Consider the following 21,048-nt stretch of genomic DNA (forward strand, 5'->3'; position numbering starts at 1 on the left):
ACCTTCGTTTCGGGTCATGGTCGGGTTCCTTCGTCTCGGGAGGGGATGCGAACGCTGAACGTGCTGCCGGCGCCTTCAAACGAGGACACCGTGATCGTTCCCCCGTGTGCGTCGACGATGCCTTTGACCAGGGCAAGCCCCAATCCGACGCCCCGCTGGCTGGAGGCCCGGGCGGCGGCGCCGCGGAAGAACGCCGTGAAGAGCTGATCGACCTCGTTGGCGGGCATTCCTGTTCCGTCGTCGACAACGTCGAATCCGATGCCGAGCGCATCGGACTGCGTCCTGACGGTGACGCGATGCCCGGGGCCGGAGTACTTGATGCCGTTGACCACGAGGTTCGTCAGCACCTGCGTGATGCGCTTTGAATCGGCCGAAATCGTCGGGGAACCCACGGACTCGACGGCGAGTTCGACTTCCTGGTCGGCGGCCGTCGAGCGAAGCTGTTCGACGACGTCGTCGATGAGCGGGGTGAGTTCGAATTCGGTGATGTTCAGTTCGAAGCGGTTCGACGGTGTCTGCTGGGTGCTGAGAATGTCCTCGACCATGGCGAGCAGCTGATCGGAGTTCCGTTGTACGACGGTCAGATAGGACGCGATCGCCGAGGCGGCTGCGGAGGAGCCGTCGTCGAGTTCGTCGAGCGCGAGCTCCGTATAGCCCATGATCGACGTCAACGGGGTCCGAAGTTCGTGGGAGACCGAGGCGAGGATGCGCTCGCGGGCCCGGATGAGCTGCTGTGTGGATGTCACGTCCTGGGTGGTCACGATCGTGTGCGGGGCGATGCTCGGATGCCCCTGCCAGCCCACCGCCGTGACCGACAGTGCCAGCTGTTCGCCGTCCTGTGGGCCGACCCAGATGAGTTCATCTGAGAACCGTTCGCCCCGGCGGGCGCGTGTCAGCGGTGAGTTCGACGGGGGAATGCGGGTGATCCCGTCGGCGCAGAACATGTCCACCTCGTCGACGCCCGCGTCTATGGCGCCAGCGGCGACGGCGTCCGCCGGGGAATCCTGCTCGCCTGTCATCCGCGCCACGGCGGCATTGAGGTGAGTCGTGAACGCCGGATTCTCGAAGACCGTCGTGCCGTTCTCTTCGAGGACCTTCACCCCGACGTCGACGCTCGCCCCGGTGCCCCGTAGCAGGGTGCTCGTTCTCCGCAGATCTCGCGTCAGATCCCGCTGTCGATCGAATGCCGCACTCAGGCGCAGATTCGTCGAGCTCAGACGCGTTTCGAGACCGATGATCATCCCGGAGACGAGGATCACGGCTACAGGCAGGATGAGCGCGAGCACGATCCGGGCGGCATCGACGGGCCCTTCACCGCCGAACAGGCTCACCGAGGTGAGAGTGATGAGCACGGCCGCCACGGAGATGACGGCACCGCGTGTGCGGAAACTCGTGACGAGCCAGACGACCGGGGTGAAGGCGAGGATCGACAGGACTCCGCCGTCCGGGTAGGTGGCCCACCGGCACAGCCCCAGGGCGAGGAAGTCGAGCAGTGGGATGACGAGGTTCGGCACCCAGGCTCGGGAGAACTTCTCCGAATACACTGCACCGAGCGTGGCGACGATGAGCAGACCGGCCCCGGCCAGAATCGAATCATCGGCGACCGCGGAATCCGGTCGCAATGCGCTGAGCAGGGCTGCGCTCGCCCCGAGCATGATCGCAAACGAGACCTGGTGGATGATCGTGAAGGCTTTGGAGTCCCCGGCGACGAAGCCGAGGTAGGCGATGCGGACGAGCCGGTTCACCGTCGATCCGCCGATCGCGTCGAACTCGTGGGGACAGAGCGCACGACAGCCGCCTTTCGCCGCTTCCGGAAGGCCCCGTCTCTTCCGAGGTCCTTGAGGAAACTATAACCGGGCTCAGCCGCGGCGGCGGACGATCTCCTCATTGACGGCTCCGACCACCTCGTGGAGGTCGCCGATGATCGCGTAGTCGGCCCGTTGGACCATCGTGGATTCCTCATCGGTGTTGATGGCCACGAGCGTCTTCGCGCCCTCGATCCCGGCCATGTGCTGGATCGCACCGGAGATGCCGCAGGCGATGTAGACGTCGGGGGAGATGCGGCTACCGGTCTGACCGACCTGTTCGGCGTGCGGTCGCCAGCCCAGACCCGTGACCACGCGGGAGACGCCCAAGGCCCCGCCGAGGTGGTCGACGAGTTCGAGGACTTCGGCGAACCCGTTCTCCGAGCCGACTCCGCGACCGGCGCCGACCACGGCCCTGGCCGAGGTCAGTCCGGACGCATCATCGGCGGCCTCTGCCTCGGTGCGCTGGACACGGGTGGCGAGGTCCGCCTCGGCGACGGTGAGGTCGTAGTCATAGACCTCCGGGGTCACCGGGGTCGTCTCTTCGGGGGTGCAGGCGTGGCCGGCGATTGTGAGCACCTGAAGGTCCCCGTCGAGGCGGAGGCGTTCGTAGGCGGTGCCGCCGTGGACCTGCCGCAGCAGGCCCTCTTCGTCGCAGGCGATGACGTTGGCCGCCATGCGTGCACCCGTGCGGACGGCGGCGTGGGCCATGAGCTCCATACCGCGCGGGGTGCCCGAGGCCAACAGTGTGCCGGAATCCGGGGTGACGTCGACGATCGCCCGCGCCCAGGCCGCCGCCGAATACTCCGCGAGATCCGGGTGCTCGAGATGGTGGATGACGCTGACCCCGAGTCGCCCCAGCGCCGCGATGGCGGAATCGATGAGTGGGCCGATCACCACCCCTTCCGTGCTACCTGACGGGGGCCCAGATACCTCGCGCGAGGTTGCTGCGCCGCCGTCAGGTAGTAATTGGGGGGTTTTGCGGGCGAAGGTGAGGGCTTCGGCGGAGGTGAGTGTGACCTCGCCTGTCGGGTCGGTTTCGACGTAGACCACAGTCATGGCCGGATCACTCCGATCTGTTCGAGCACATCGACCAGGGCGGGAGCCGCCTCAGGCCCCTCGCCGAGGATGGTCACCGAACTCGCCTTCACCTCGGGCAGTTCGAGTCGGATGCGGGGGCTGCCCGTCCCGGGCTCCGGGGCGTCGTATTCGACGACCTGCGCCTTCTTCGCCTTCATCCGTCCGGTGATCGAGGGGTAGCGCGGATCGACCCCGCCCTCGTGGACGGCGACGACGGCGGGCAGGCCGAGTGAGAAGATCTCCGTTCCCGCCGGCCCGATCCCGCGCGCCTCGACACGACCGGAGCCGGGGCCGGCACCGGACCCGCCATCCTCATCCGCCCCACCGACTCTGATCGTCTGGATGTTCGTCAGCACCGGGTACTCGAGGTCGTAGGCCAGGCGGATCCCGACCTGGAAATCGCCGGTGTCGGCGGCATCGTCCCCGGTGAGGACGAGATCGAAGGTCTGCCCCGCCTCGGCGCGATCACGGATGACATCGCCGATGATCTGCGCGATGTCCTCGGGGGCGAACACGGACGGGTCGGCGGCCTCGACGAGAATGCCGTCGTTCGCACCCACGGCCACGGCCGCTCGCAGCTGTTCGACCGCCTCGGCGGGGCCGACCGTGAGCACCGTGACCGTCCCACCCGTGGCGGCCGCGGTCTGGATCGCGAGTTCGACGGCGCATTCCTCGTGCGAGGACATGGTGTGGCCGAGCCCGGAGTCGTCGATCCCGGCACCGGTGGCATCGAGGGTGACGGAGCCGGCGATATCGGGGACGCGTTTGATGCACACGAGGATGTTCATCTCATCTCCTGATGCACTCGTTGTCGGGGTCGAACAGCGGCGTCGAATCGACCGATGCCACCGTGACGGGATAGAACTCCTCCATGTACACGACCTGCAGACGGTTGCCCAGCACCGCCTCGGCGGGTGGGAGGAACGCCATGAGCACGTGTCTGCCCAGGCTGGGAGCCGACCCCGCCGAGGTGACATAGGAGTTCCGGCCGTGCCCGTCGATCAGCGGATCGCCGTCGGCAGAGACGATGGGTTCCCCGCCGAGCATGTACCGCATCTGACCGCTGGCGCTCGTGTGGTCATCGACGGTGAGTGAGCACAGCACCGCCTTCGGCTCCTCCTCACGGTGGCGCAGGTGTGCGGCCCTGCCGACGAAATCCTGGGACTTCACCTTCGGTCTGCTCATCCCGACCTCGACGACGCTGCGTTCGGAATCGAGCTCGGCCCCGAACGCGCGGTAGCCCTTCTCGATCCGACCGGTGGTGCCGTAGACGCCGAGACCGACGGGGACGAGTCCGTGACCTCGGCCGGCGTCCATGAGCGCATCCCAGAGCTTCAGCCCCGATTCCATCGGCACGTAGAGCTCCCAGCCGAGATCGCCGACATAGGAGATGCGGGAGGCGAGCACCTCGAGCGAACCGATCTCGATGACCCGGGCGTTGCCGAACCCGAACCCCTCATGGGAGACATCGGCGCTGGTGAGCTCGCCGAGGATGTCGCGGGCTCGCGGTCCCCACAGCCCGATCGTCGTCCACGAACTCGTGAGATCGGCGATCTGCGCGCCCATATCGGGCAGGCGGTCGGCGAACCATTTGAGATCGACCATTCCGTGGGCAGCACCCGTGACGACGCGGAAGCGGTCGTGTGCCAGTCGCATGATGGTCAGGTCGGAACGGAACCCGCCGTTCTCATCGAGGATCGGGGTGTAGACGACCCGACCGACGGCCACATCCATCTGCGCCAGGGCGATGGACTGGACCGCGTCGAGGGCGGCGGGGCCGAACACGTCGAAGATGACGAAGCTCGAGAGGTCGACGAGCCCGGCGCGCTTGCGCATCGCCAGGTGCTCGGCATTGATGATCGGGGACCACCAGCGGGAATCCCATTCGGCGCCGCGGTCCATCACCGCGTCACCGAACTCGTCGAGCAGTCCGGCATTCGACCCGAACCACTGCGGTCGCTCCCACCCGCCGGCTTCGAAGAACACCGCCCCGAGCTCGACCTCGCGCTGCCACATCGGTGAGCGGCGGACGTCGCGATCGGAACTCCACTGCTCGCCGGGATGGACGATCCCATAGGTCTTGTTGAATGCCTCCGAGGTGCGCGCCTTCACGTGGGTGCGGGTGCGCTGGTGAGAGTGGAAGCGTGCGATGTCGGCACCTTGCACGTCGATCTCCGGCAGGCCGTTCGTCATCCATTCGGCCACGGCCCGACCGACGCCCGGCCCTTCCTTCACCCACACGGCCGCCGCCGACCACAGGCCCTTGGCCTGAGGTGATTCGCCGAGGATGGGCGCCCCGTCCGGGGTCAGCGAGAGCAGACCATTGATGGCATAACGGATCTCGACGTCCGGATTCGACAGCACTTCGGGCATGAGTTCGACGGCCTGTTCGAGCTGCGGATCGAAGTCCTCGTCCGTGAACGGCATCTCCGTGGGGGAGAGCTTCGCCGCCTCGATCGAGGGAATCTCATCCGGATCGTGGAGGATCGGCCGGTGGGCATACGAGCCGATCTCCATGTCGGAGCCGTGCTGACGCTCGTAGCAGAAGGTGTCCATGTCCCGCACGATCGGAAACGAGATCTCGCCGGGACGTTCGGCCAACTGCGGGACGGGTCCGACGCTGATCATCTGGTGGACGGCCGGAGTCAGCGGGATCGCGGCACCGGCCATGGCCGCAATGCGCGGAGACCACACACCGCAGGCGATGAGGATGCGGTGCGTCGCGATCTCACCCTTCGTCGTGTGCACGGCCGTGATCTGGCCGCCATCGACATCGATGCCGGTCACCTCGGTGTTGGGCGAGACCGTGAGCGCATCCTTGGATTCGGCGGATTCGCGCATCATCGTGCCCGCCCGCACCGAATCGACGACGCCGACGGTCGGAGTCCAGAACGCGCCGAGGATGGCTTCGGGATCGAGGAATGGCACTTTCTCGGCGACCTCGGCGGGGGTGACCAGGGAGGATTCGATGCCCCAGGCCCGTGCCGAGGCCATGCGCCGCCGCAACTCTTCCATGCGCTCCTCGGTGCGGGCGACCTCGAAGCCGCCGGATTCGGTGAAGACGCCGAGGATCTTGTATTGGCGCATGCTGTCGAGGGTGAGGTCGGTGATCTCACGCGAGTGATCGACGGGGAAGATGAAGTTCGAGGCGTGTCCGGTCGAGCCGCCCGGGTTCGGCAGCGGGCCTTTGTCGACCTGGACGATATCGGTCCACCCGAGCTCGGCGAGATGATGGACGAGGCTGTTGCCGACGATGCCGGCTCCGACAACGACGACGCTGGCGTGGGCGGGGACGGAAGCCATGAGCAGGCTCCTCTCTGAAGGCTTCGTCGCCTTCACCGGCATTGTTGCAAATTATGCAACGATGCGCGCTATGTGGAACTGCGTACGATGATCGTCCTCCGCCGAGGCGGGAGTGTCAAGAGGGCGTCTGCGCGGTCATTGCGCGGTCGGACGAACGCGTCGAACGACAGCGTCAGGGCTGGGCGGTCAGCTCTCGGAAGTACTGCTGAGCGAATTCGGCGAATCGGGGGCAGGCCGAGTGGGCGTTGTGCGAACTCCATTCGATCGTGACGTCGACTTCGGGCGAATCGGCGATCTCGCGATAGTCCACTTCGGCATGCGAATGGGTGAATGAGGTCGCCGCCGAGGTGATTCCGACGGCTTTGTCGAGGACGACGTCCATCAGTCATTCGTCTTTCACGATGGCGATGACGATATCGGCTTTGGCCAGGGCCGCGTCCAGATCGTCGGGTCGAGTCGCATCGATCGGTGTCTGCGAGGAAGTCTGCCATTCCCTGATGAGGCTGTGCGTGTGTCTGCCCAGTCCCGCCCATGCCCATCCGAGACATGAATATCTGCACAGAGGTATTTCTCTTCGCCTCCGACTGTGCTTAGGCTCGCAGCAGACCAGGACACCAGCGAGACGAGGCAGACACCATGAAGGTACTCATCATCGGAGCCAAGGGACACGTCGGAACCGCGGCCGTCCGAGCGCTCGAAGGCAGGCACGAACTCATTCAGGTCGGTCGCAGCACGGATCCGGCGGTCGATCTCGACGATCCGGCGACGATCGAGTCGCTGCTGAACGAGGTCGGTGACGTCGATGCCATCGTGTGCACGGCCGGACACGTCCCGTTCAAACCCGTCACCGAACTGACCCGGGAGGACTTCGAGTCGGGGTTCTACGGCAACGCTCGCCCAGCTGGATCTGGTGCGCATCGGCCTGCCCCATGTCCGGGACGGCGGTTCGATCACCCTGACGACCGGGGTGACGGCCCGCGCCGCGATCCCCACCGGATCGGCGGCCGCGATGGCCAGCGGAGCCGTCGAATCATTCGTCATGGCCGCCGCCGGTGAGATGCCGCGCGGCATCCGCATCAACGTCGCCAGCCCGACCGTCCTGGAGTCGGCCACACACTTCCACGACTTCTTCCCCGGATTCCCGCCGGCCTCCGATGAGGCGGTGGGCAATCTCTACCGCCGCGCCGTCGAGAGCATCGACAACGGCACCACGTACGTCCTCGACTGACGACCTCCTCGCGGAGGATGATCGCACCCTCGCCGAGGCGGACCTCCGTGAGCGTGTGCGTGCCGATTTCGGCGGATGCCGATTTCGTAGGGTGCCGACTTGGCGTGGTTCAGTGTTCGCGCCACCCGAGACGGGCGGAGATGTCGGCGGCCGCCCGAGTGAGCAGATCTCTGGCCGAGGCGACCTTGTCCTCGGTGAAGCGGAAGCTCGGTCCCGAGGCCGAGATCGAGGCGATGACGTCCCCGTGGGCATTGCGCACGGGAGCGGACACCGCGGTCAGCCCGACCTCGAGCTCATCGATGACGAGCGAGAATCCGGTGGCGGCCACCTCGGCGACCTGGGTGAGCAGCTGCGGAACCGAGGTCACCGTGTGCGGGGTGTAGCGGGTCAGCTTCGCCCCCAGGGTCTCGCGGATGCCGTCTTCGCTCAGGCCCGAGAGCAGGACCTTGCCGTTGGAGGTTGCGTGCAGCGGAATGCGCTGACCGACCCAGTTGTGGCTCTGCACCGACGACGTCGACGAAGCCTGGTCGAGGTAGAGGGCTGCGCCGTCGGAGAGGACGGCGACATTGATCGTCTCACCGGTCGCCTCGGCGAGCATCTTGGTGATCGGGCGGGCCTCCTGGACGATGTCGAGGCGCGCGGTCGTCGCCCCGGCCAGACGGAGGATGGACAGGCCCAAGCGGTATCGGCCGCGGTGGTGATCCTGTTCGACGAGTCCGCGGGCCTCGAGGGTGGAGACGATGCGTGACGCCGTCGATTTGTGCACCCCGAGTTCACCGGCGATCTCGGTGATCCCAGCGAGCCCGGTGCGGGCGATGATCTCGAGGATCGTCACGGCCCGATCCACGGATTGGACGCCTCCCGAGCCCGCTTCGCTGTTGCTCATTTCGAAACTGTAACTCACGACGTGCAACCCGGCCAGAGTCTCAGGGCGTGGGGTAGGGTGAGTGCGGTCGGTGGGCCTCGATTCCGCCGACCCCCTTTCCCCGACGGAGCTGAGCACGATGAGCAATGGGACCCAGTCGATCGACCGGGCGGCAGTGATCCTGTCGTTGGTCGTCAGGTCCGACGAACCGATCTCCTACACCGAGGTGGTCGACGAGACCGAATTGGCTCGGTCGACGGTCTCACGCCTGCTGTCCGCACTCGAGCGCAACGGTCTCGTCGAACGCGACGGTGAGGGCCTCTATCGCGGCGGATCGCTGTTCGCGACCTATGCTTCCCGCTTCGACCGAGTGGAGAACCTCGTCTCCGCGGCCGATCCGACCCTGCAGCGCCTCAGTGAAGAGACCGGGGAGACCGTCAATCTCGCCATGCCGGGCCCCAAGGGGGTCGTCCAGGTCGCTCAGGTCGATTCGACCTTCGTCCTCGGGGCCACGAACTGGGCCGACGTCGAGGTGCCGCCGCACTGCTCGGCTCTGGGCAAGGTCATGTTCGCCTACGACGTGATCCCGCTGCCGACCGGTCGGCTCGAACGGCGCACCGAGAAGACCCTGGGCTCACGCAAGGAGCTCACCGACGATCTCGAAACGGTGCGCGAACGCGGATTCGCCATCGTCCACGAAGAATTCGAGATCGGCCTCGACGCTCTGGCGGCACCGGTGTTCGGCATCGACGGAGACGTCGTCGCCGCCGTGGGCATCTCCGGACCGACGATGCGCATCGCCGACCACCACGACCGCCTCGGCGCACTGCTCGTCGACGAGGCGGGACTGCTCTCGCGCACCCTCAAGCGCAAGGTCACCCACAGGTAGACGAGCCGAAAATAGGTCGTATTCGGATACTTTTCGGCGCTGAAAGTATCCGATGGTGACCTGGATTCGTGTGGCCGTGTCCGATTGCGACCTATTCTCTGACTGCGGTGGCTGCTTACCACGCAGTCGAGACCTCTTCGGCGCCGCCGAGGGCCGCGAGCTGCTTGCGGCGCCAGACCTCGGTGTCCTTGATCTGATTGAACGTATAGATGTGCAGACCGGCGACGCCCATGGCCGGGTCGTCGAGGAACGGGCCGATCTTGTCGAGGAACTTTCGCGGGTTGTAGCCGCCGGGCTTGGCCATTCGCGTGAAGGTCGCCGTGTTCTTCCGCAGGAACCGCGTGGACTCACCCACCCCGATCTTCGTCGCGACGCGAGCGAGCTTCGCCAGCTCGACCTTCCCGGCGATGCCGAGGACCAGCGGCAGGTCGACGCCCCGTGCGCGAACCCTGGCCACCCACGAGGCGACGAGTGCCGGGTCGAAGCACAGGTTTGACACCAGGTGCGTGGCGTAGTCGCGTTTGTCCCACATCGCCTGGATCGTCACATCGTCGGGGATGACCGGGTGCGATTCCGGATAGGCGCTGACGCCGATGTGCTGGAACGGTGCGGCCATGGATGAGAGATCGACGAGGAGGTCGTGCGCTCCGACGTACCCGCCGGCCGGGGGAGTGGCGTCCCCCGCGGGGACGAAGATCCGGTCCACAGCCGCCTCGGCGAGGCGATCGACGATCTCCGTGAGCTCGGGTCTGCCGTGGATCATCCGGGCGGCCAAGTGGGGGACGGCGCGGAATCCCAAAGCCTGGAGCTGCTCGGCCGTGGACAGCGTCGCCTCAAGCGTCAGCCCAGTCGATGCGGTCACGGTGATCTCGCGGCCCGGTGCAACGTACTCCTCGATGCGTTCGACGATTCCGGCCGTGGGCAGTACTTCGTAGCGGGCGGTGCTCAACAGCGTGCGCAGCGTTGACTGTGACATCCTCGTCTCCTTCTCGGAGGTCGATTCATGAAACTCGCAAGTGCGAGTTCCTTGCGTCCCGGTGTGTTCGATCTTACACTCATTGTACCCATGATATGGGAATTGAGTTCCATAATATAAAACTGTGCGAGCAGGGGGAACACCATGGACAACAATGTCCCCACAGTGGACCAAAGTGACAGGCAAGTCCCGATCAACCTACGTCAGTCCGGCCCGACCCCGGTCGAAATGCTCATCGACACCCGTGTCCGCAAGTCCCCGTACTGGGAACTGTCCATGCAGCAGGGTTGCTGGCGGGCGTCGATCTACAACCGGATGTACCACCCGCGTGGCTACATCACCCGCGATGAGGGCGGGATGATGGCCGAGTATCAGTCCCTCGTCAACGATGTGACCCTGTGGAACGTCGCCGTCGAACGGCAGATCCAGGTCAAGGGTCCCGACGCCGAGGCGTTCGTCAACTTCGTCATCACCCGTGACGCAACGAAGATCCCGGTGATGCGTGCCCGCTACGTCATCCTGTGCAACGAAGCCGGCGGCATCCTCAACGATCCGATTCTGCTGCGGGTCGGCATCGACGAGTTCTGGTTCAGCCTCTCCGACACCGACCTCATGCTCTGGCTGCAGGGGGTCAACGTCGGCGGCCGGTTCGATGTCACGATCGCCGAGATCGACGTCGCACCCGTGCAGGTCCAGGGTCCGAAATCCGTCGACGTCATCGCCGACCTCGTCGGTGAGGAGGGGCGCACGCTGCCGAGCTACGGGCTCATGGAAGCCCAGGTCGGCGGCCGCGACGTCATCATCTCCCAGACGGGATTCACCGGGGAGAAGGGCTACGAGATCTACCTGAAGGATGCGACGAAGTACGCCGAGGATATGTGGAACGCCGTCCTGGACGCCGGCGCGCCGTACAACCTCAAGGTCGTCGCCCCCAGCCACCACCGCAGGATCGCCGCCGGCATCCTCTCGTGGGGTCAGGACATGGACTTCGAGACACTCCCGTTCCAGGTCAACCTGTCCTACCAGGTGCCGCGGAAGAAGGAAGCAGACTATATCGGCAAGGCCCGCCTCGAGGAGGTGCGCGATCTCATCGAAGCCGGCACTCCGCCGTATCGCACACAGCTGGTGGGCCTGCTGATCGGCGGCAAACCGATCACGGACTACGCGCCGGACTTCTGGCTCGTCTCCGCCGCAGCTGATGGAGAGGCCGTCGGGTACGTGACCTCGCCGTGGTACTCGCCGGAACTCGAAGCGAATATCGCCATGGCGCACGTTCCGGTGTCGGCAACCGAGCTCGGCACGGAGTACTGGGTGCATCTGCCGGAGCCGTTCGCCGATATTCCCGGAGTCCCGGTTCGCGCCGAGGTGGTCGAGATGCCGTTCCGCCCGAGCGTCAACCCCAACCAGCGTGAGCGTCTGAAGATGCGCGGCCTCGACGCCGCAGTCTGAGCCGACTCCCGCTCCCGAGACCGAGCGCGGTCGCCGTTGCTTCGAGCCGGCGGCCGCGTTCGCATGCCCGAGCTCGTTCGCCGGCATCCCTCACCGATAACGGCATCTCCTCCAGATACTTACGCACCCCTCACCGTCAGCAGCTCACCACCCCGTTGCAAAGGGGTGATTTGCTGCTGAGGGTGAGGGGTGCGGCGGTTGGTGCGGGGTGCCGGCACCGGTGAGGGGTGCTCGCAATCGTGCGAAGTGCGACTTGCGGTGACGGATGCGCCTGGGCCAGCCGGGCGCCCGCGATCACTTTCCGCGCAGCGCCTTGACCTTCGCGAGGAGTTCGTTCTCGGCGTTCGGGCCGGCCTTGACTCCGCGGGGCAGGCGGAACATGAAGACGATTCCGATGACCAGCCACAGGCCGAACATCGCCCATGACTGCCAGGCGAGCTGTGCGGAGACCGGGGTGATCGGCAGGTAGAGGACGAAGAGGACGAGCGTGAGCACGGCCGCGATGACACCGATGGCGAAACCGGAGTTGCCCTTGCCTCCGATGCGCAGCGGTCGGTCCATCGCCGGTTCGCGCTTGCGCAGGACCAGGAAAGCGACGCTGACGAGGAAGTAGGCGATGACGATCGCAGGCGACCCCGCATCGACGATCCAGCCGAGCGCCGCCGAGCCGAGGAACGGCGCGAGGGCGGACAGTGCCCCGATGAAGAGGATCGCGTTGACCGGAGTGCGGTAGCGCGGGTGGAGCTTGCCGAACCAGGCCGGGATCATGCCGGCCACGGCCATCGCCCACATCAGGCGAGACGAGCCCATGAGGAACGCGTTCCACGAGGTGATGATGCCTGCCAGGCCGCCGGCGATGACGATCTTGCCCCAGACGGCGGAGTTGAACATGGCCGACAGCGCATCCGCGGTGACGAGGTCATGCGTGGCCAGGTCGGAGGCGGGCATCGCCAGAGACGTCATCCAGATGACGATGACGTAGAAGGTGATCGCCATGAGCACCGAGATGACGACGAGCTTGCCGATCTTCGCCGGCGGCAGGTTGATCTCCTCCGCCGACTGCGGGATGACATCGAAGCCGACGAAGAGGAACGGCACGACCGCGACGACGGCGATGAAGCCGGAACCGCCGCCGGTGAACAGCGGTTGGGTGTTGGCGGCCTCGCCGCCGGTGAAGCCGCCGGCCAGGAGCATGAGGGCGACGATGATGAGGAAGGAGACGACGAAGGTCTGGACGAGGGAGGCGATCTTCACGCCGCGGATGTTGATCCACGAGATGATGATCGCGGTGACGGTGCCGACGAGCGCCCAGGTGAGGTACACGTCGAAGTCGGCGATCGTCCACAGTTTGACGAACTCGAGGTTCGGGAACAGGTAGAGGGCGGTCTTCGGCACGGCGACGGCTTCGAACATGACGACGCTGATGTAGCCGCCGGTGATCGCCCAAGAACCGAAGAGGGACACCTGCGGTCCCATCGCCCGGATCAGGTAGTTGTGCTCACCGCCGGCGTGCGGCATGGCGGCCACGAGCTCGGAGTACACGGTGCCGACGAAGCACATGATGATGCCGCCGACGACGAAGGCGAGGATGGCGCCCAAGGTGCCGGCGCCGGACAGCCACTCGCCGGTGAGCACGACCCAGCCGAAGCCGATCATCGCACCGAATCCGATGAAGAGCGCATCGATCGAACCGAGGGCCTTGACGAAGCCGTGGCCTCGATCCGTTGTTGCTGCCTGCGATTGACTCATGTGTACCTCGACACTTCTGTGTGAACGGACGAACAGATACTGGGCCGTGCCGCCGGCGTGAGCCGAATCACGGCAGTTCCGATAAGGCAGAGTAGCAGGATTCTGACCGTTACCGGTGAGTTGTCTGCGCGGGACGCCGAACCGTTGCGATGGTGCTACATTTCGTCAGGTGCACAGCTCACATCGCGCAGCGATCGTCCGCGTCATCGCGGGCTACACGGCAGCACTGGTCTCCGGAACCACTCTGCTCATGACCCCGGCGGCCACCGTCGCCGACGGCGGCATCTCACTGCTCAAGGCCCTCTTCACGGCCACCTCGGCGCTCAGCGTCACCGGACTCGTCGTCCTCGACACCGGTCAGGATTTCACGCTCTTCGGTCAGATCGTCATCGTCTGCCTCATCCAGGCCGGCGGCCTCGGCGTGCTCCTGCTCACCGCACTGCTCGCCCTGCTGCTGGCCGGAAAAGCCGGCCTCAGGCTGCGCCAATCCGTGGCCTCGGAGACGAAGAGCGACGCGATCGGCGGCGTCAAACCGCTCGTCCTGCGGATCACGACTCTGACCTTGGCTACGGAGGTCGTGGTCGCCTCGGCGCTGTTCCTCCGGTTCTACTTCCACTACGACGAACCCGTCACGGCCGCGATCTGGGATGCGATCTTCCATGCGATCTCGGCGTTCAACAACGCCGGATTCGGGCTTCGCCAGGACAGCCTCATCGACTACGCGGCCGACCCCTTCATCTGCGGTCCGATCGGACTGGCGGTCATCCTCGGCGGGCTCGGCTATCCCGTCCTCATCGAACTCTTCCGCCGGTATCGGACCCCGCTGAAATGGGGCCTGACCACGCGCATCATGGTCGTGCTCACCCCGGTTCTGCTCATCGGCGGAACCGTCTTCATCGCTGCGATCGAATGGAACAACTCAGCGACGATGGGCGACCTCGATGTATGGGGGAAGATCCAGGCCGCGGCCTTCCAGTCGACGATCACGCGCACTGCCGGGTTCAATTCCATCGACATCAGCCAGATGCACACGGTGGCGTGGTTCGGCACGGACATCCTCATGTTCATCGGCGGCGGCCCGGCCGGCACCGCGGGCGGGGTCAAGATCACGACGATGGCGGTGCTCGCGGCCACGACGTGGACGGAGATCCGCGGCGGCCGCGCCGTGACCCTCTTCGGCCGCCGCATCTCCCGTGACGTGCACCGACAGGCGACGACGGTCATCGTCCTGGCGCTCGGCTGGGTGCTCACAGCGACGATGGTCATCCTGCTCGTCGACCCGAGGTTCGGTCTCAGCCGGGTCCTCTTCGAAGTCATCTCCGGCTTCGGCACCGTCGGACTGTCGACCGGGATCACCGCGGATCTGTCCGGCCCCAGCCAGATCGTGCTCATTCTGACCATGGTGCTCGGCCGGCTCGGCCCGGTGACCGTCGCCTCCGGGCTGGCACTGCGCGAGCGCCCCATCCGCTATGAACTGCCGAAGGAACGCCCGCTGATCGGCTGACGGCCGCCGGGCCGGAGAGGAAAAGACCATGAACGAGAAGAAGAACTGGATGGCGCGGTCCGCGTCGTTCTTCACCGGCGACCCCTCGCCGCTGGCGAGGGACGGTGCGGTGGCCGTGATCGGGCTCGGCCGCTTCGGCGGGTCACTGGCACGTGAGCTCGCCGAGCATGGAGTTGAGGTCATCGGCGTCGACCGCGACGAATCGGTCGTGGCCGAGTTCGCCGACGTCCTCGCCCACGCCTCCCGCGCCGATGCCACCGACGAGGTGGTGCTGCGACAGCTGGGCATCGACGAGGTCTCCCGCGTCGTCATCGCCATCGGCAGCGACCTCGAGGCGAGCATCCTCGTGGCGTCGCGGATCCTCAAGCTCGGCAATCGGCACATCTGGGCGAAGGCGATCAGCGAAACCCACGCCGAGATCCTCCACCAGTTGGGTATCGGCAACGTCATCAGCCCCGAGAACGATATGGGCCGCCGGCTGGCCCACCTGATCAGGGGGCATATCTCGGACTTCTTGCCCATCGACGAGGATTTCGTCCTGGCGCGCACCACCCCGCCGGTGCGCACGACCGACGTGCCTTTGGCTTCGCTGGGGCTGCGCTCGACGTATGACGTCACGATCGTCGCGTTCAAACGTCGCGGCGGCGGCCATTGGGACATCGCCGACCGGGATGTCACCCTCTACGCTGACGATGAGATCCTCGTGGCCGGCAGCCCGAAGAAGGTCGAAGCGTTCAGCGAATTGGACAAGGACGCCGACGCTTAGGCCGACGTCCTCGGGCAATTGGTATTACCGCGCCGAGGAGGCGCTTGAGGTTTCAAGGGTCCTTCGACGAGGAGGCCCCGGAGTCGGGCGCGTCCGCTCCGGGCGCTGGTGCGGGCTTCAGTCGCCGAGGTCGACGACCTCGAACTCGAGGAGGTTCGCCTGGTCGGAGACCGGGGCCTTGCCGGTCGATTCGTGCGAGGACGAGCGGTTGGCACGCCAGTTCTCGAAGTCCTCTTTCGTCGCCCACTGGGTGTAGACGAAGTACTGGTCTCCGCCGGCGACGGGGCGCAGCAGCTGGAAGCCTTCGAAGCCGGGAGCCCCGTCGACCGAATGCTTGCGTTCGGCGAAGCGCTTTTCGAGTTCCTCCCGGGCGGGTTCGGGAACGGAGAGCGCGTTGATGGCGACGACTGACATGGTTGCTCCTTCTCATCAGAGGCAGTGGTTGTCGGTGAGCAGCTGACTCACCTCGAGCCTACGACTCCGACCCGAATGCTGTCAGAGGAGTCCGATTGATCGCCCGCAGAGTCTCAGAACCGGTGCCGTGCAGGGTTCCAGCATCTGGGGTATCTGGGCGCGCGAACCCTGCCTGTACCTGTGTCGAGTTTCGGACGATCCGTGCGGGGGCGGCGCCTGAAAACCGTCACGCATCGTCCGGAACTCGCGGTGCGAACGGTGCTCCTGCTGACCTGAGTCGTGGTCAGGTGTCCGGCTGGTGGGTAGGGTGGCCCACTATTCGCCGTCGTCGACCTCGAGCTGGGTGAAGGTCAGTCCGGGGGAGTGGGCTGCGGCGGCACGGCGGATGCGTTCGGCGGTGAGCTCACTGATCGTCGGGAACTCGGCGTCGCCGGTCCGGCCCGTTCCGTCACCGACCACCACGGCCTTCGCCGTCTTCGACCGTAGCGGCTCCGGGGTCTGCACGAGCACGAATGATCGCGCACCTGCGTCGCGCGAATTGGCCTCCATCACGGCCTGCGCCGTGGTCCCGGATCCGGCGAAGAAGTCGAGGACGATGGCATCGGGGTCGAAGAACGTCTGCGAGGCCACGAGCGCCTTGACCAGCTCGACCGGCTTCGGATAGCTGAACACCCCCGCCAGACCCAGCGGCTCCAGATCGTTCTGCCCGCCGAGCGCCTTGATGATCGAGTACATCTTCGAACTCGCCTTCTCCGCCGGCGTCACCCGCACCACTGCGTGTTTGCCCTCGGTTCCCCAGGGCCGGAGGATGTACTCGCCCGATGCCAGCTTCGCGTCCACCTCGGCGAGTTTCCTCTCGCCTTTGACGGCGACGATGTCCTCATACATCAGCCGCCGCTCCGACCCGCGCGCATACCGGCCGAATCCGGCGCGCAGCACATCGGTCTCCACGAGCATCCGCCTGCCCTCGATGACCTCGAGCTTCGCCGGCGACTTCTTCTCCGTGAGGAACGGCCCGACCCGGCTCGCCTCCCGGGCCCAGACATGCACATAGTCGTGCCCGCGCACGAAGGAGCGCGCATTGCCCCCGCCCTTGGCCCGCTGATGGATGAGCGTGCCCAGCGAATTGTCCTCACCGAAGATCTCGTGCCCGAGCAGCTGCGCCCACGCGCTCTCCTTGTCGTCGAGATGGAGGAACAGCACCCCATCGTCGCGCATGAGCTCGCGCGCGAGCAGCAGCCGCGGAGTCATGAACGACAGCCAACTGGCGTGATCGTGTCCGTGATCCTTGTAGGTGTGCGCATTGCCCGTGTTGTATGGCGGATCGATGTAGACGACCTTGACCCGCCCGCGATGCGTGGCCAGCAGCGCCTGCAGAGCCGGCAGGTTGTCCCCGACGATGAGCAGATTCTCCCGCGGATCGGGAGCGACACTCGATCCGTCGACCTTGCGCAGGTGCGGACGACGGGCACCCTCACCGAGGCGGGGCTCGGGTCCCTCGTCACCCGCGCTGGGGCGGGGCTCGCGTTCCGTATCACCCTCACCGAGGCGGGGCTCGGGTCCCCGTTCACCAGGGCCGGGTCCGGTGTCGGCATCCGCGATGAGGCGGTGGCCGAGGGCGAAGGCGGCGGCCTTGCCCGGCCACTCCAAGACGGTCGTCATCCTTCTCCTTCACCCCGAACGGTGCCAAGATTGCTGTATGAGTATTTCACGAGTGGCCGTCGTCGGTGCCGGCATCCTCGGTGTCGCCGCCGCCCGCGAAGTCACCATGAGGTTCCCCGCCGCCGAGGTCACCGTCTTCGACAAAGCAGATGCCGTCGCCGCACATCAGAGCGGTCACACCTCCGGAATCGTCGACTCCGGACTCGATCAGGAGCCCGGTTCGGCCGAAGCCGAACTCACCAAGCGGGGCCTCCAGCTGCTCCTCCCCTATATGGCCGAAGCCGGCGTGCCCTACCGGGAATGCGGTCAGCTGCTCATCGCCCAGAACACCGACGAAGCCGAACGACTCGAAGAGATCTTCGCCCGCGCCAAAGACAACGAGGTTCCAGGCGCCAGACTGCTCGAACGCCACGAGATCGGAGCCGTCGAACCGGCCGTCAGGGGAGTCCTCGGACTCTTCTCACCCCATGCGGCCATCGCCGACTTCTCGGCGCTCACCGCGGCACTCGCCTCCGATGTGCGCGCCGCCGGAGGGACATTCCGCTTCGGCACCGAGATCACCGGCGTCGATGCCATGAGCAACGAAGTCCGACTGCGTGGGCGCCCGGTCCCGGCAGACGACTTGCCGGCGGGGGATGGAGCTGCAGCCGGAGAGTCGTCCGATGAGGACGAACGAGGTGCGAACACGGGCGGCGAACGGGGCAGCTCGCGCGAGGACGCCGTCGACGACCGTGACAGCCGCGACGACCAGGTCCACGACCGCGACCATCGCGACGATCAGGTCCGCGACCGGCCGCGCACCTACCGCGGAGAGGAAGGCCGCGAACCCGTCATCGGCATTGCGGACGAGCTGCGCGATCGCTTCGGTGGGCAGGACTGGTTCAAACAGGCCGAATCGACGATCGGCGAGTGGACGCAGAAGCTCTCGGACTCCTGGTCGCGTCGAGACGACTCGCGCACTGGTGGCGCAGAATCGCGCGCTGGTGACACACCCAGCAAGTCACGCCGCGACGGCTCGGTTCGGGACGCTGCCGTCGAAGAAGTGCTCGGTGCCTTCGACATCGTCATCGTCTGCGCCGGCCTCCAGGCCGATCACCTCGCGACCGCCGCGGGGCTCGATGCCGAACCGAGGATCGTGCCCTTCCCCAGCGACTTCTACCGTATCCCTGCTGCTGATACAGACTCCCCCGCCGGCACCGAGGTGGTCCGCGGCATCGTCGGATCCGTTCCCGACCCGCAGGCCCCCTTCACCGAAACCTCGATCGTCCGGGGACTCGACGACGGGCTCATCCTCGGACCGAACACCTTCGTGGCTCTCGGCCGCGAAACCTACGACCGCCACGGATTCGACCTCGCCGATATCAGCTCGACCGCCAGATCCAAGGGGTTCTGGAAGTTGGCCGCGCAGACAGCGAAGACAGTGGCCCGCGGAGCCAGGCCGCTGGTGAGCAGGACCGCCTTCGTCGACGGAATCCGCCGCTTCGTCCCCGAGCTCGACCCGACCACGGTGGTCCCTGGGACCCGCGGAGTCCGCGCTCAGGCGATGACCGCCGACGGCGAACTCGTCGACGAACTCACTGTGACCAAGCGCGGCAGGCTGACCATGGTCAGGTCCGTGCCGAAGTGGGCGGCCACCTCGGCGCTGGCGATCGCCGAGACGATCGTCGATCGGGCCTTCGAGAACACGACCAGCTGAGCCTCGTCGACACGGAATCGTCACACCCGATGCCCGGCACCTGACCCGGGCTCACCGGTCTCCGGGAAGTCCCGCCTCGGCGAGGGGTTCCTGCATCGTCGATCGATGTCGACGATCAGCCGGAATGGCGTTCGAGGAACTCGTAGACCTCGGTGTCGTCGACTCCGGGCACCGCACCGGGCGGAACCGCGGCGAGGAGGGAGGCGTGCATGCGGGCCGAGGGCAGCGCCTGATCCTCCCATTTCTCGGCCAGATCGTCCGGGGCCTGCCGGCAGCAGGACGGATCCGGGCATCCGGACTGCGAGCGGATCGGTGACTCCCGACCTTCGAACCAGCGGACATGGGAGAACGGGACGCCGACGCTGATGGCGAAGTCGCCGCCGGGCAGCACGCGGGCTGTGCACCAGAACGATCCGTGCGGGGTATCGGTGTACTGGTAGTACGGGCTGAAGCGGTCGGCGACGCGGAAGACGGTGCGCGAGGTGAAGCGCTTGCATGCGAACTGTCCCTCGATCGCACCGAGCGGATCGGTGGGGAACGGCAGTCCGTCGTTCGAATACGCCTTGTGGATGGTGCCGGAATTGTGGACCTTCATGAAGTGCACGGGCAGGCCGAGGTGCTCGGTGGCGAGGTTCGTGAACCGGTGGGCGGCCATCTCGTAGCCGACGCCGAACATATCGCGCAGATGCTCGACGGAGAGCACTCGCTTCTTCTTCTCCTCCTCGAGCATCGGGACGGCCGCGGACTCGGGCAGCAGGATCGCGGCGGCCAGATAGTTGGCCTCGACGCGCTGCTGGAGGAATTCGTGGAAGTCCTTCGGGGAGTCATAGCCGAGGACATGCGGAGCCAGGCTCATGAGCAGGTGAGAACGCGGATCGAAGGCGGCATCGGCATTGGGCAGATACAGCCGCTTGTTCGCGGTGTCCGAGATCGACCGGGTCGATTCGGGCAGGTCGGAGACGTAGTGCAGGCTGAAACCGAGCTTCTCGGCGATGAGTGCCGTCTGCCGCTGTGAGACCGTTCCGGACTCGTAGCCGACGAGGTCGAGCAGCTCGGCGGCGGTGGCTTCGAGGTCGGCGAAGTAGTTGTTCTTCTCCCTCATCCGATCCCGCAGCTCCCGATTGGCCCGACGCGCTTCCTCCGGGGTGGCCGCACGCCGTTCGAGGGCTTCGCCGAGCTGCCGCTGGAGACCCACGATCGCTTCGAGGGCATCGGCCGGCAGGGACTTGATCCGCACCTGCGGCAGGCCGAGTGCGGAGTACATGGGGGAGGCCTGATTGCGTTCGGCCTCCAACTCGAGGGCTTGACGTTCGTCGATCGGAGCCGGATCGATGAGCTCGGAGACATCTGTCTTCAGTGCCTTCGCAATCGCGGCCAAGAGCGTGACAGAAGTTTCTCGCTTGCCGTTCTCGATCGTCGAGATCTGGGACGCTGCGCGCCCCACTTCCTGCCCCAGCTCGTTGAGGGTCAAACCACGCTTCTTGCGAAAAAAACGGATTCTTCTGCCGATGCTGAGCGGGTCGGTCTGCTGGTCTTCGCTCTCAACTTCCGCGCCAACGCTGTTCAAGGCGCCTCCCTCGGTTTCTGTGGGCTGGTTCACAGTCGTGAAAAACAGTATGACAGAACCGTGAAATTTCTGAAACCGGAAATATCGAGATTATT

General features: G+C 66.0%; 17 protein-coding genes and 1 pseudogene. 7 read left to right on the top strand and 11 right to left on the bottom strand.

Annotation, left to right across the window (positions count from 1 at the left end; translation table 11 throughout):
- Window positions 1-14 precede the first annotated feature (14 nt).
- The 5 genes from QYM46_RS02225 to QYM46_RS02245 all read right to left on the bottom strand — a co-directional run bounded on the left by QYM46_RS02225 (window position 15) and on the right by QYM46_RS02245 (window position 6,570).
- Window positions 15-1,745 (bottom strand): sensor histidine kinase, encoded by a 1,731-nt coding sequence (locus tag QYM46_RS02225; RefSeq protein WP_432790675.1) that lies wholly within the window; start codon window positions 1,743-1,745, stop codon window positions 15-17.
- A gap of 114 nt (window positions 1,746-1,859) precedes the next feature.
- Window positions 1,860-2,702, bottom strand: coding sequence for an electron transfer flavoprotein subunit alpha/FixB family protein (locus QYM46_RS02230; RefSeq protein ID WP_432790676.1), 843 nt, complete (start codon window positions 2,700-2,702; stop codon window positions 1,860-1,862).
- A 158-nt stretch (window positions 2,703-2,860) separates the two neighbouring features.
- Entirely contained in the window at window positions 2,861-3,673 is an 813-nt protein-coding gene (locus tag QYM46_RS02235) for an electron transfer flavoprotein subunit beta/FixA family protein (RefSeq protein WP_432790677.1), read from the bottom strand.
- A gap of 1 nt (window position 3,674) precedes the next feature.
- Window positions 3,675-6,188: a GcvT family protein gene (locus QYM46_RS02240; RefSeq protein WP_432790678.1), complete on the bottom strand. Its 2,514-nt coding sequence runs from the start codon at window positions 6,186-6,188 to the stop codon at window positions 3,675-3,677.
- A 172-nt stretch (window positions 6,189-6,360) separates the two neighbouring features.
- Window positions 6,361-6,570 (bottom strand): hypothetical protein, encoded by a 210-nt coding sequence (locus QYM46_RS02245; protein WP_432790679.1) that lies wholly within the window; start codon window positions 6,568-6,570, stop codon window positions 6,361-6,363.
- Window positions 6,571-6,824: 254 nt separating this feature from the next.
- On the opposite strand from QYM46_RS02245, the pseudogene QYM46_RS02250 reads away from it, so the two are divergent.
- Window positions 6,825-6,998: pseudogene (locus QYM46_RS02250) on the top strand (short chain dehydrogenase); the annotation flags it as partial.
- Between the two features lie 100 nt (window positions 6,999-7,098).
- On the top strand, window positions 7,099-7,416 hold the full coding sequence (locus QYM46_RS02255) for an SDR family oxidoreductase (protein ID WP_432790680.1): 318 nt from the start codon (window positions 7,099-7,101) through the stop codon (window positions 7,414-7,416).
- A gap of 109 nt (window positions 7,417-7,525) precedes the next feature.
- Here the strand turns inward: QYM46_RS02255 and QYM46_RS02260 are convergent, their stop codons facing one another.
- A complete protein-coding gene (locus QYM46_RS02260) occupies window positions 7,526-8,302 on the bottom strand; it encodes an IclR family transcriptional regulator (RefSeq protein WP_169251162.1) in 777 nt (258 codons plus the stop codon).
- A 118-nt stretch (window positions 8,303-8,420) separates the two neighbouring features.
- Here QYM46_RS02260 and QYM46_RS02265 point away from each other — a divergent pair, with 118 nt between their 5' ends.
- A complete protein-coding gene (locus QYM46_RS02265; RefSeq protein WP_432790681.1) occupies window positions 8,421-9,170 on the top strand; it encodes an IclR family transcriptional regulator in 750 nt (249 codons plus the stop codon).
- A gap of 115 nt (window positions 9,171-9,285) precedes the next feature.
- Here QYM46_RS02265 and QYM46_RS02270 read toward each other — a convergent pair whose 3' ends face one another.
- The gene (locus QYM46_RS02270) at window positions 9,286-10,146 is read right to left on the bottom strand and encodes a methylenetetrahydrofolate reductase (RefSeq protein WP_432790682.1); all 861 of its coding nucleotides are present in this window, start codon (window positions 10,144-10,146) and stop codon (window positions 9,286-9,288) included.
- A 165-nt stretch (window positions 10,147-10,311) separates the two neighbouring features.
- On the opposite strand from QYM46_RS02270, the gene QYM46_RS02275 reads away from it, so the two are divergent.
- Window positions 10,312-11,595 (top strand): glycine cleavage T C-terminal barrel domain-containing protein, encoded by a 1,284-nt coding sequence (locus tag QYM46_RS02275; protein WP_432790683.1) that lies wholly within the window; start codon window positions 10,312-10,314, stop codon window positions 11,593-11,595.
- A 294-nt stretch (window positions 11,596-11,889) separates the two neighbouring features.
- Here the strand turns inward: QYM46_RS02275 and QYM46_RS02280 are convergent, their stop codons facing one another.
- Window positions 11,890-13,344: an APC family permease gene (locus QYM46_RS02280; protein ID WP_169251166.1), complete on the bottom strand. Its 1,455-nt coding sequence runs from the start codon at window positions 13,342-13,344 to the stop codon at window positions 11,890-11,892.
- A 169-nt stretch (window positions 13,345-13,513) separates the two neighbouring features.
- Here QYM46_RS02280 and QYM46_RS02285 point away from each other — a divergent pair, with 169 nt between their 5' ends.
- Together QYM46_RS02285 and QYM46_RS02290 are read left to right on the top strand one after the other, a co-directional pair.
- Complete coding sequence (locus QYM46_RS02285) at window positions 13,514-14,848, top strand: TrkH family potassium uptake protein (RefSeq protein WP_432790684.1); 1,335 nt, start codon at window positions 13,514-13,516, stop codon at window positions 14,846-14,848.
- A gap of 28 nt (window positions 14,849-14,876) precedes the next feature.
- Complete coding sequence (locus QYM46_RS02290) at window positions 14,877-15,614, top strand: potassium channel family protein (protein ID WP_169251168.1); 738 nt, start codon at window positions 14,877-14,879, stop codon at window positions 15,612-15,614.
- Between the two features lie 117 nt (window positions 15,615-15,731).
- On the opposite strand, the gene QYM46_RS02295 is transcribed toward QYM46_RS02290, so the two are convergent.
- Both QYM46_RS02295 and QYM46_RS02300 read right to left on the bottom strand, forming a co-directional pair.
- A complete protein-coding gene (locus tag QYM46_RS02295) occupies window positions 15,732-16,028 on the bottom strand; it encodes an antibiotic biosynthesis monooxygenase family protein (protein ID WP_432790685.1) in 297 nt (98 codons plus the stop codon).
- Between the two features lie 315 nt (window positions 16,029-16,343).
- Complete coding sequence (locus QYM46_RS02300; RefSeq protein WP_432790686.1) at window positions 16,344-17,690, bottom strand: site-specific DNA-methyltransferase; 1,347 nt, start codon at window positions 17,688-17,690, stop codon at window positions 16,344-16,346.
- Between the two features lie 37 nt (window positions 17,691-17,727).
- On the opposite strand from QYM46_RS02300, the gene QYM46_RS02305 reads away from it, so the two are divergent.
- The gene (locus QYM46_RS02305) at window positions 17,728-19,386 is read left to right on the top strand and encodes an FAD-dependent oxidoreductase (protein WP_432790687.1); all 1,659 of its coding nucleotides are present in this window, start codon (window positions 17,728-17,730) and stop codon (window positions 19,384-19,386) included.
- 115 nt (window positions 19,387-19,501) lie between these two features.
- Here QYM46_RS02305 and QYM46_RS02310 read toward each other — a convergent pair whose 3' ends face one another.
- Window positions 19,502-20,857: an ImmA/IrrE family metallo-endopeptidase gene (locus QYM46_RS02310; protein WP_432790688.1), complete on the bottom strand. Its 1,356-nt coding sequence runs from the start codon at window positions 20,855-20,857 to the stop codon at window positions 19,502-19,504.
- Window positions 20,858-21,048 lie beyond the last annotated feature (191 nt).

The sequence above is a fragment of the Brevibacterium sp. K11IcPPYGO002 genome (genome assembly GCF_050920635.1).
GTDB lineage: Bacteria > Actinomycetota > Actinomycetes > Actinomycetales > Brevibacteriaceae > Brevibacterium.

Bases quoted from the DNA above. Each gene is read 5' to 3' on its own strand.
- QYM46_RS02235 (WP_432790677.1), bottom strand. From the start codon at position 3,673: ATGAACATCCTCGTGTGCATCAAACGCGTCCCCGATATCGCCGGCTCC.
- QYM46_RS02240 (WP_432790678.1), bottom strand. From the start codon at position 6,188: ATGGCTTCCGTCCCCGCCCACGCCAGCGTCGTCGTTGTCGGAGCCGGC.
- QYM46_RS02245 (WP_432790679.1), bottom strand. From the start codon at position 6,570: ATGGACGTCGTCCTCGACAAAGCCGTCGGAATCACCTCGGCGGCGACC.
- QYM46_RS02260 (WP_169251162.1), bottom strand. From the start codon at position 8,302: ATGAGCAACAGCGAAGCGGGCTCGGGAGGCGTCCAATCCGTGGATCGG.
- QYM46_RS02265 (WP_432790681.1), top strand. From the start codon at position 8,421: ATGAGCAATGGGACCCAGTCGATCGACCGGGCGGCAGTGATCCTGTCG.
- QYM46_RS02270 (WP_432790682.1), bottom strand. From the start codon at position 10,146: ATGTCACAGTCAACGCTGCGCACGCTGTTGAGCACCGCCCGCTACGAA.
- QYM46_RS02280 (WP_169251166.1), bottom strand. From the start codon at position 13,344: ATGAGTCAATCGCAGGCAGCAACAACGGATCGAGGCCACGGCTTCGTC.
- QYM46_RS02290 (WP_169251168.1), top strand. From the start codon at position 14,877: ATGAACGAGAAGAAGAACTGGATGGCGCGGTCCGCGTCGTTCTTCACC.
- QYM46_RS02295 (WP_432790685.1), bottom strand. From the start codon at position 16,028: ATGTCAGTCGTCGCCATCAACGCGCTCTCCGTTCCCGAACCCGCCCGG.
- QYM46_RS02300 (WP_432790686.1), bottom strand. From the start codon at position 17,690: ATGACGACCGTCTTGGAGTGGCCGGGCAAGGCCGCCGCCTTCGCCCTC.
- QYM46_RS02305 (WP_432790687.1), top strand. From the start codon at position 17,728: ATGAGTATTTCACGAGTGGCCGTCGTCGGTGCCGGCATCCTCGGTGTC.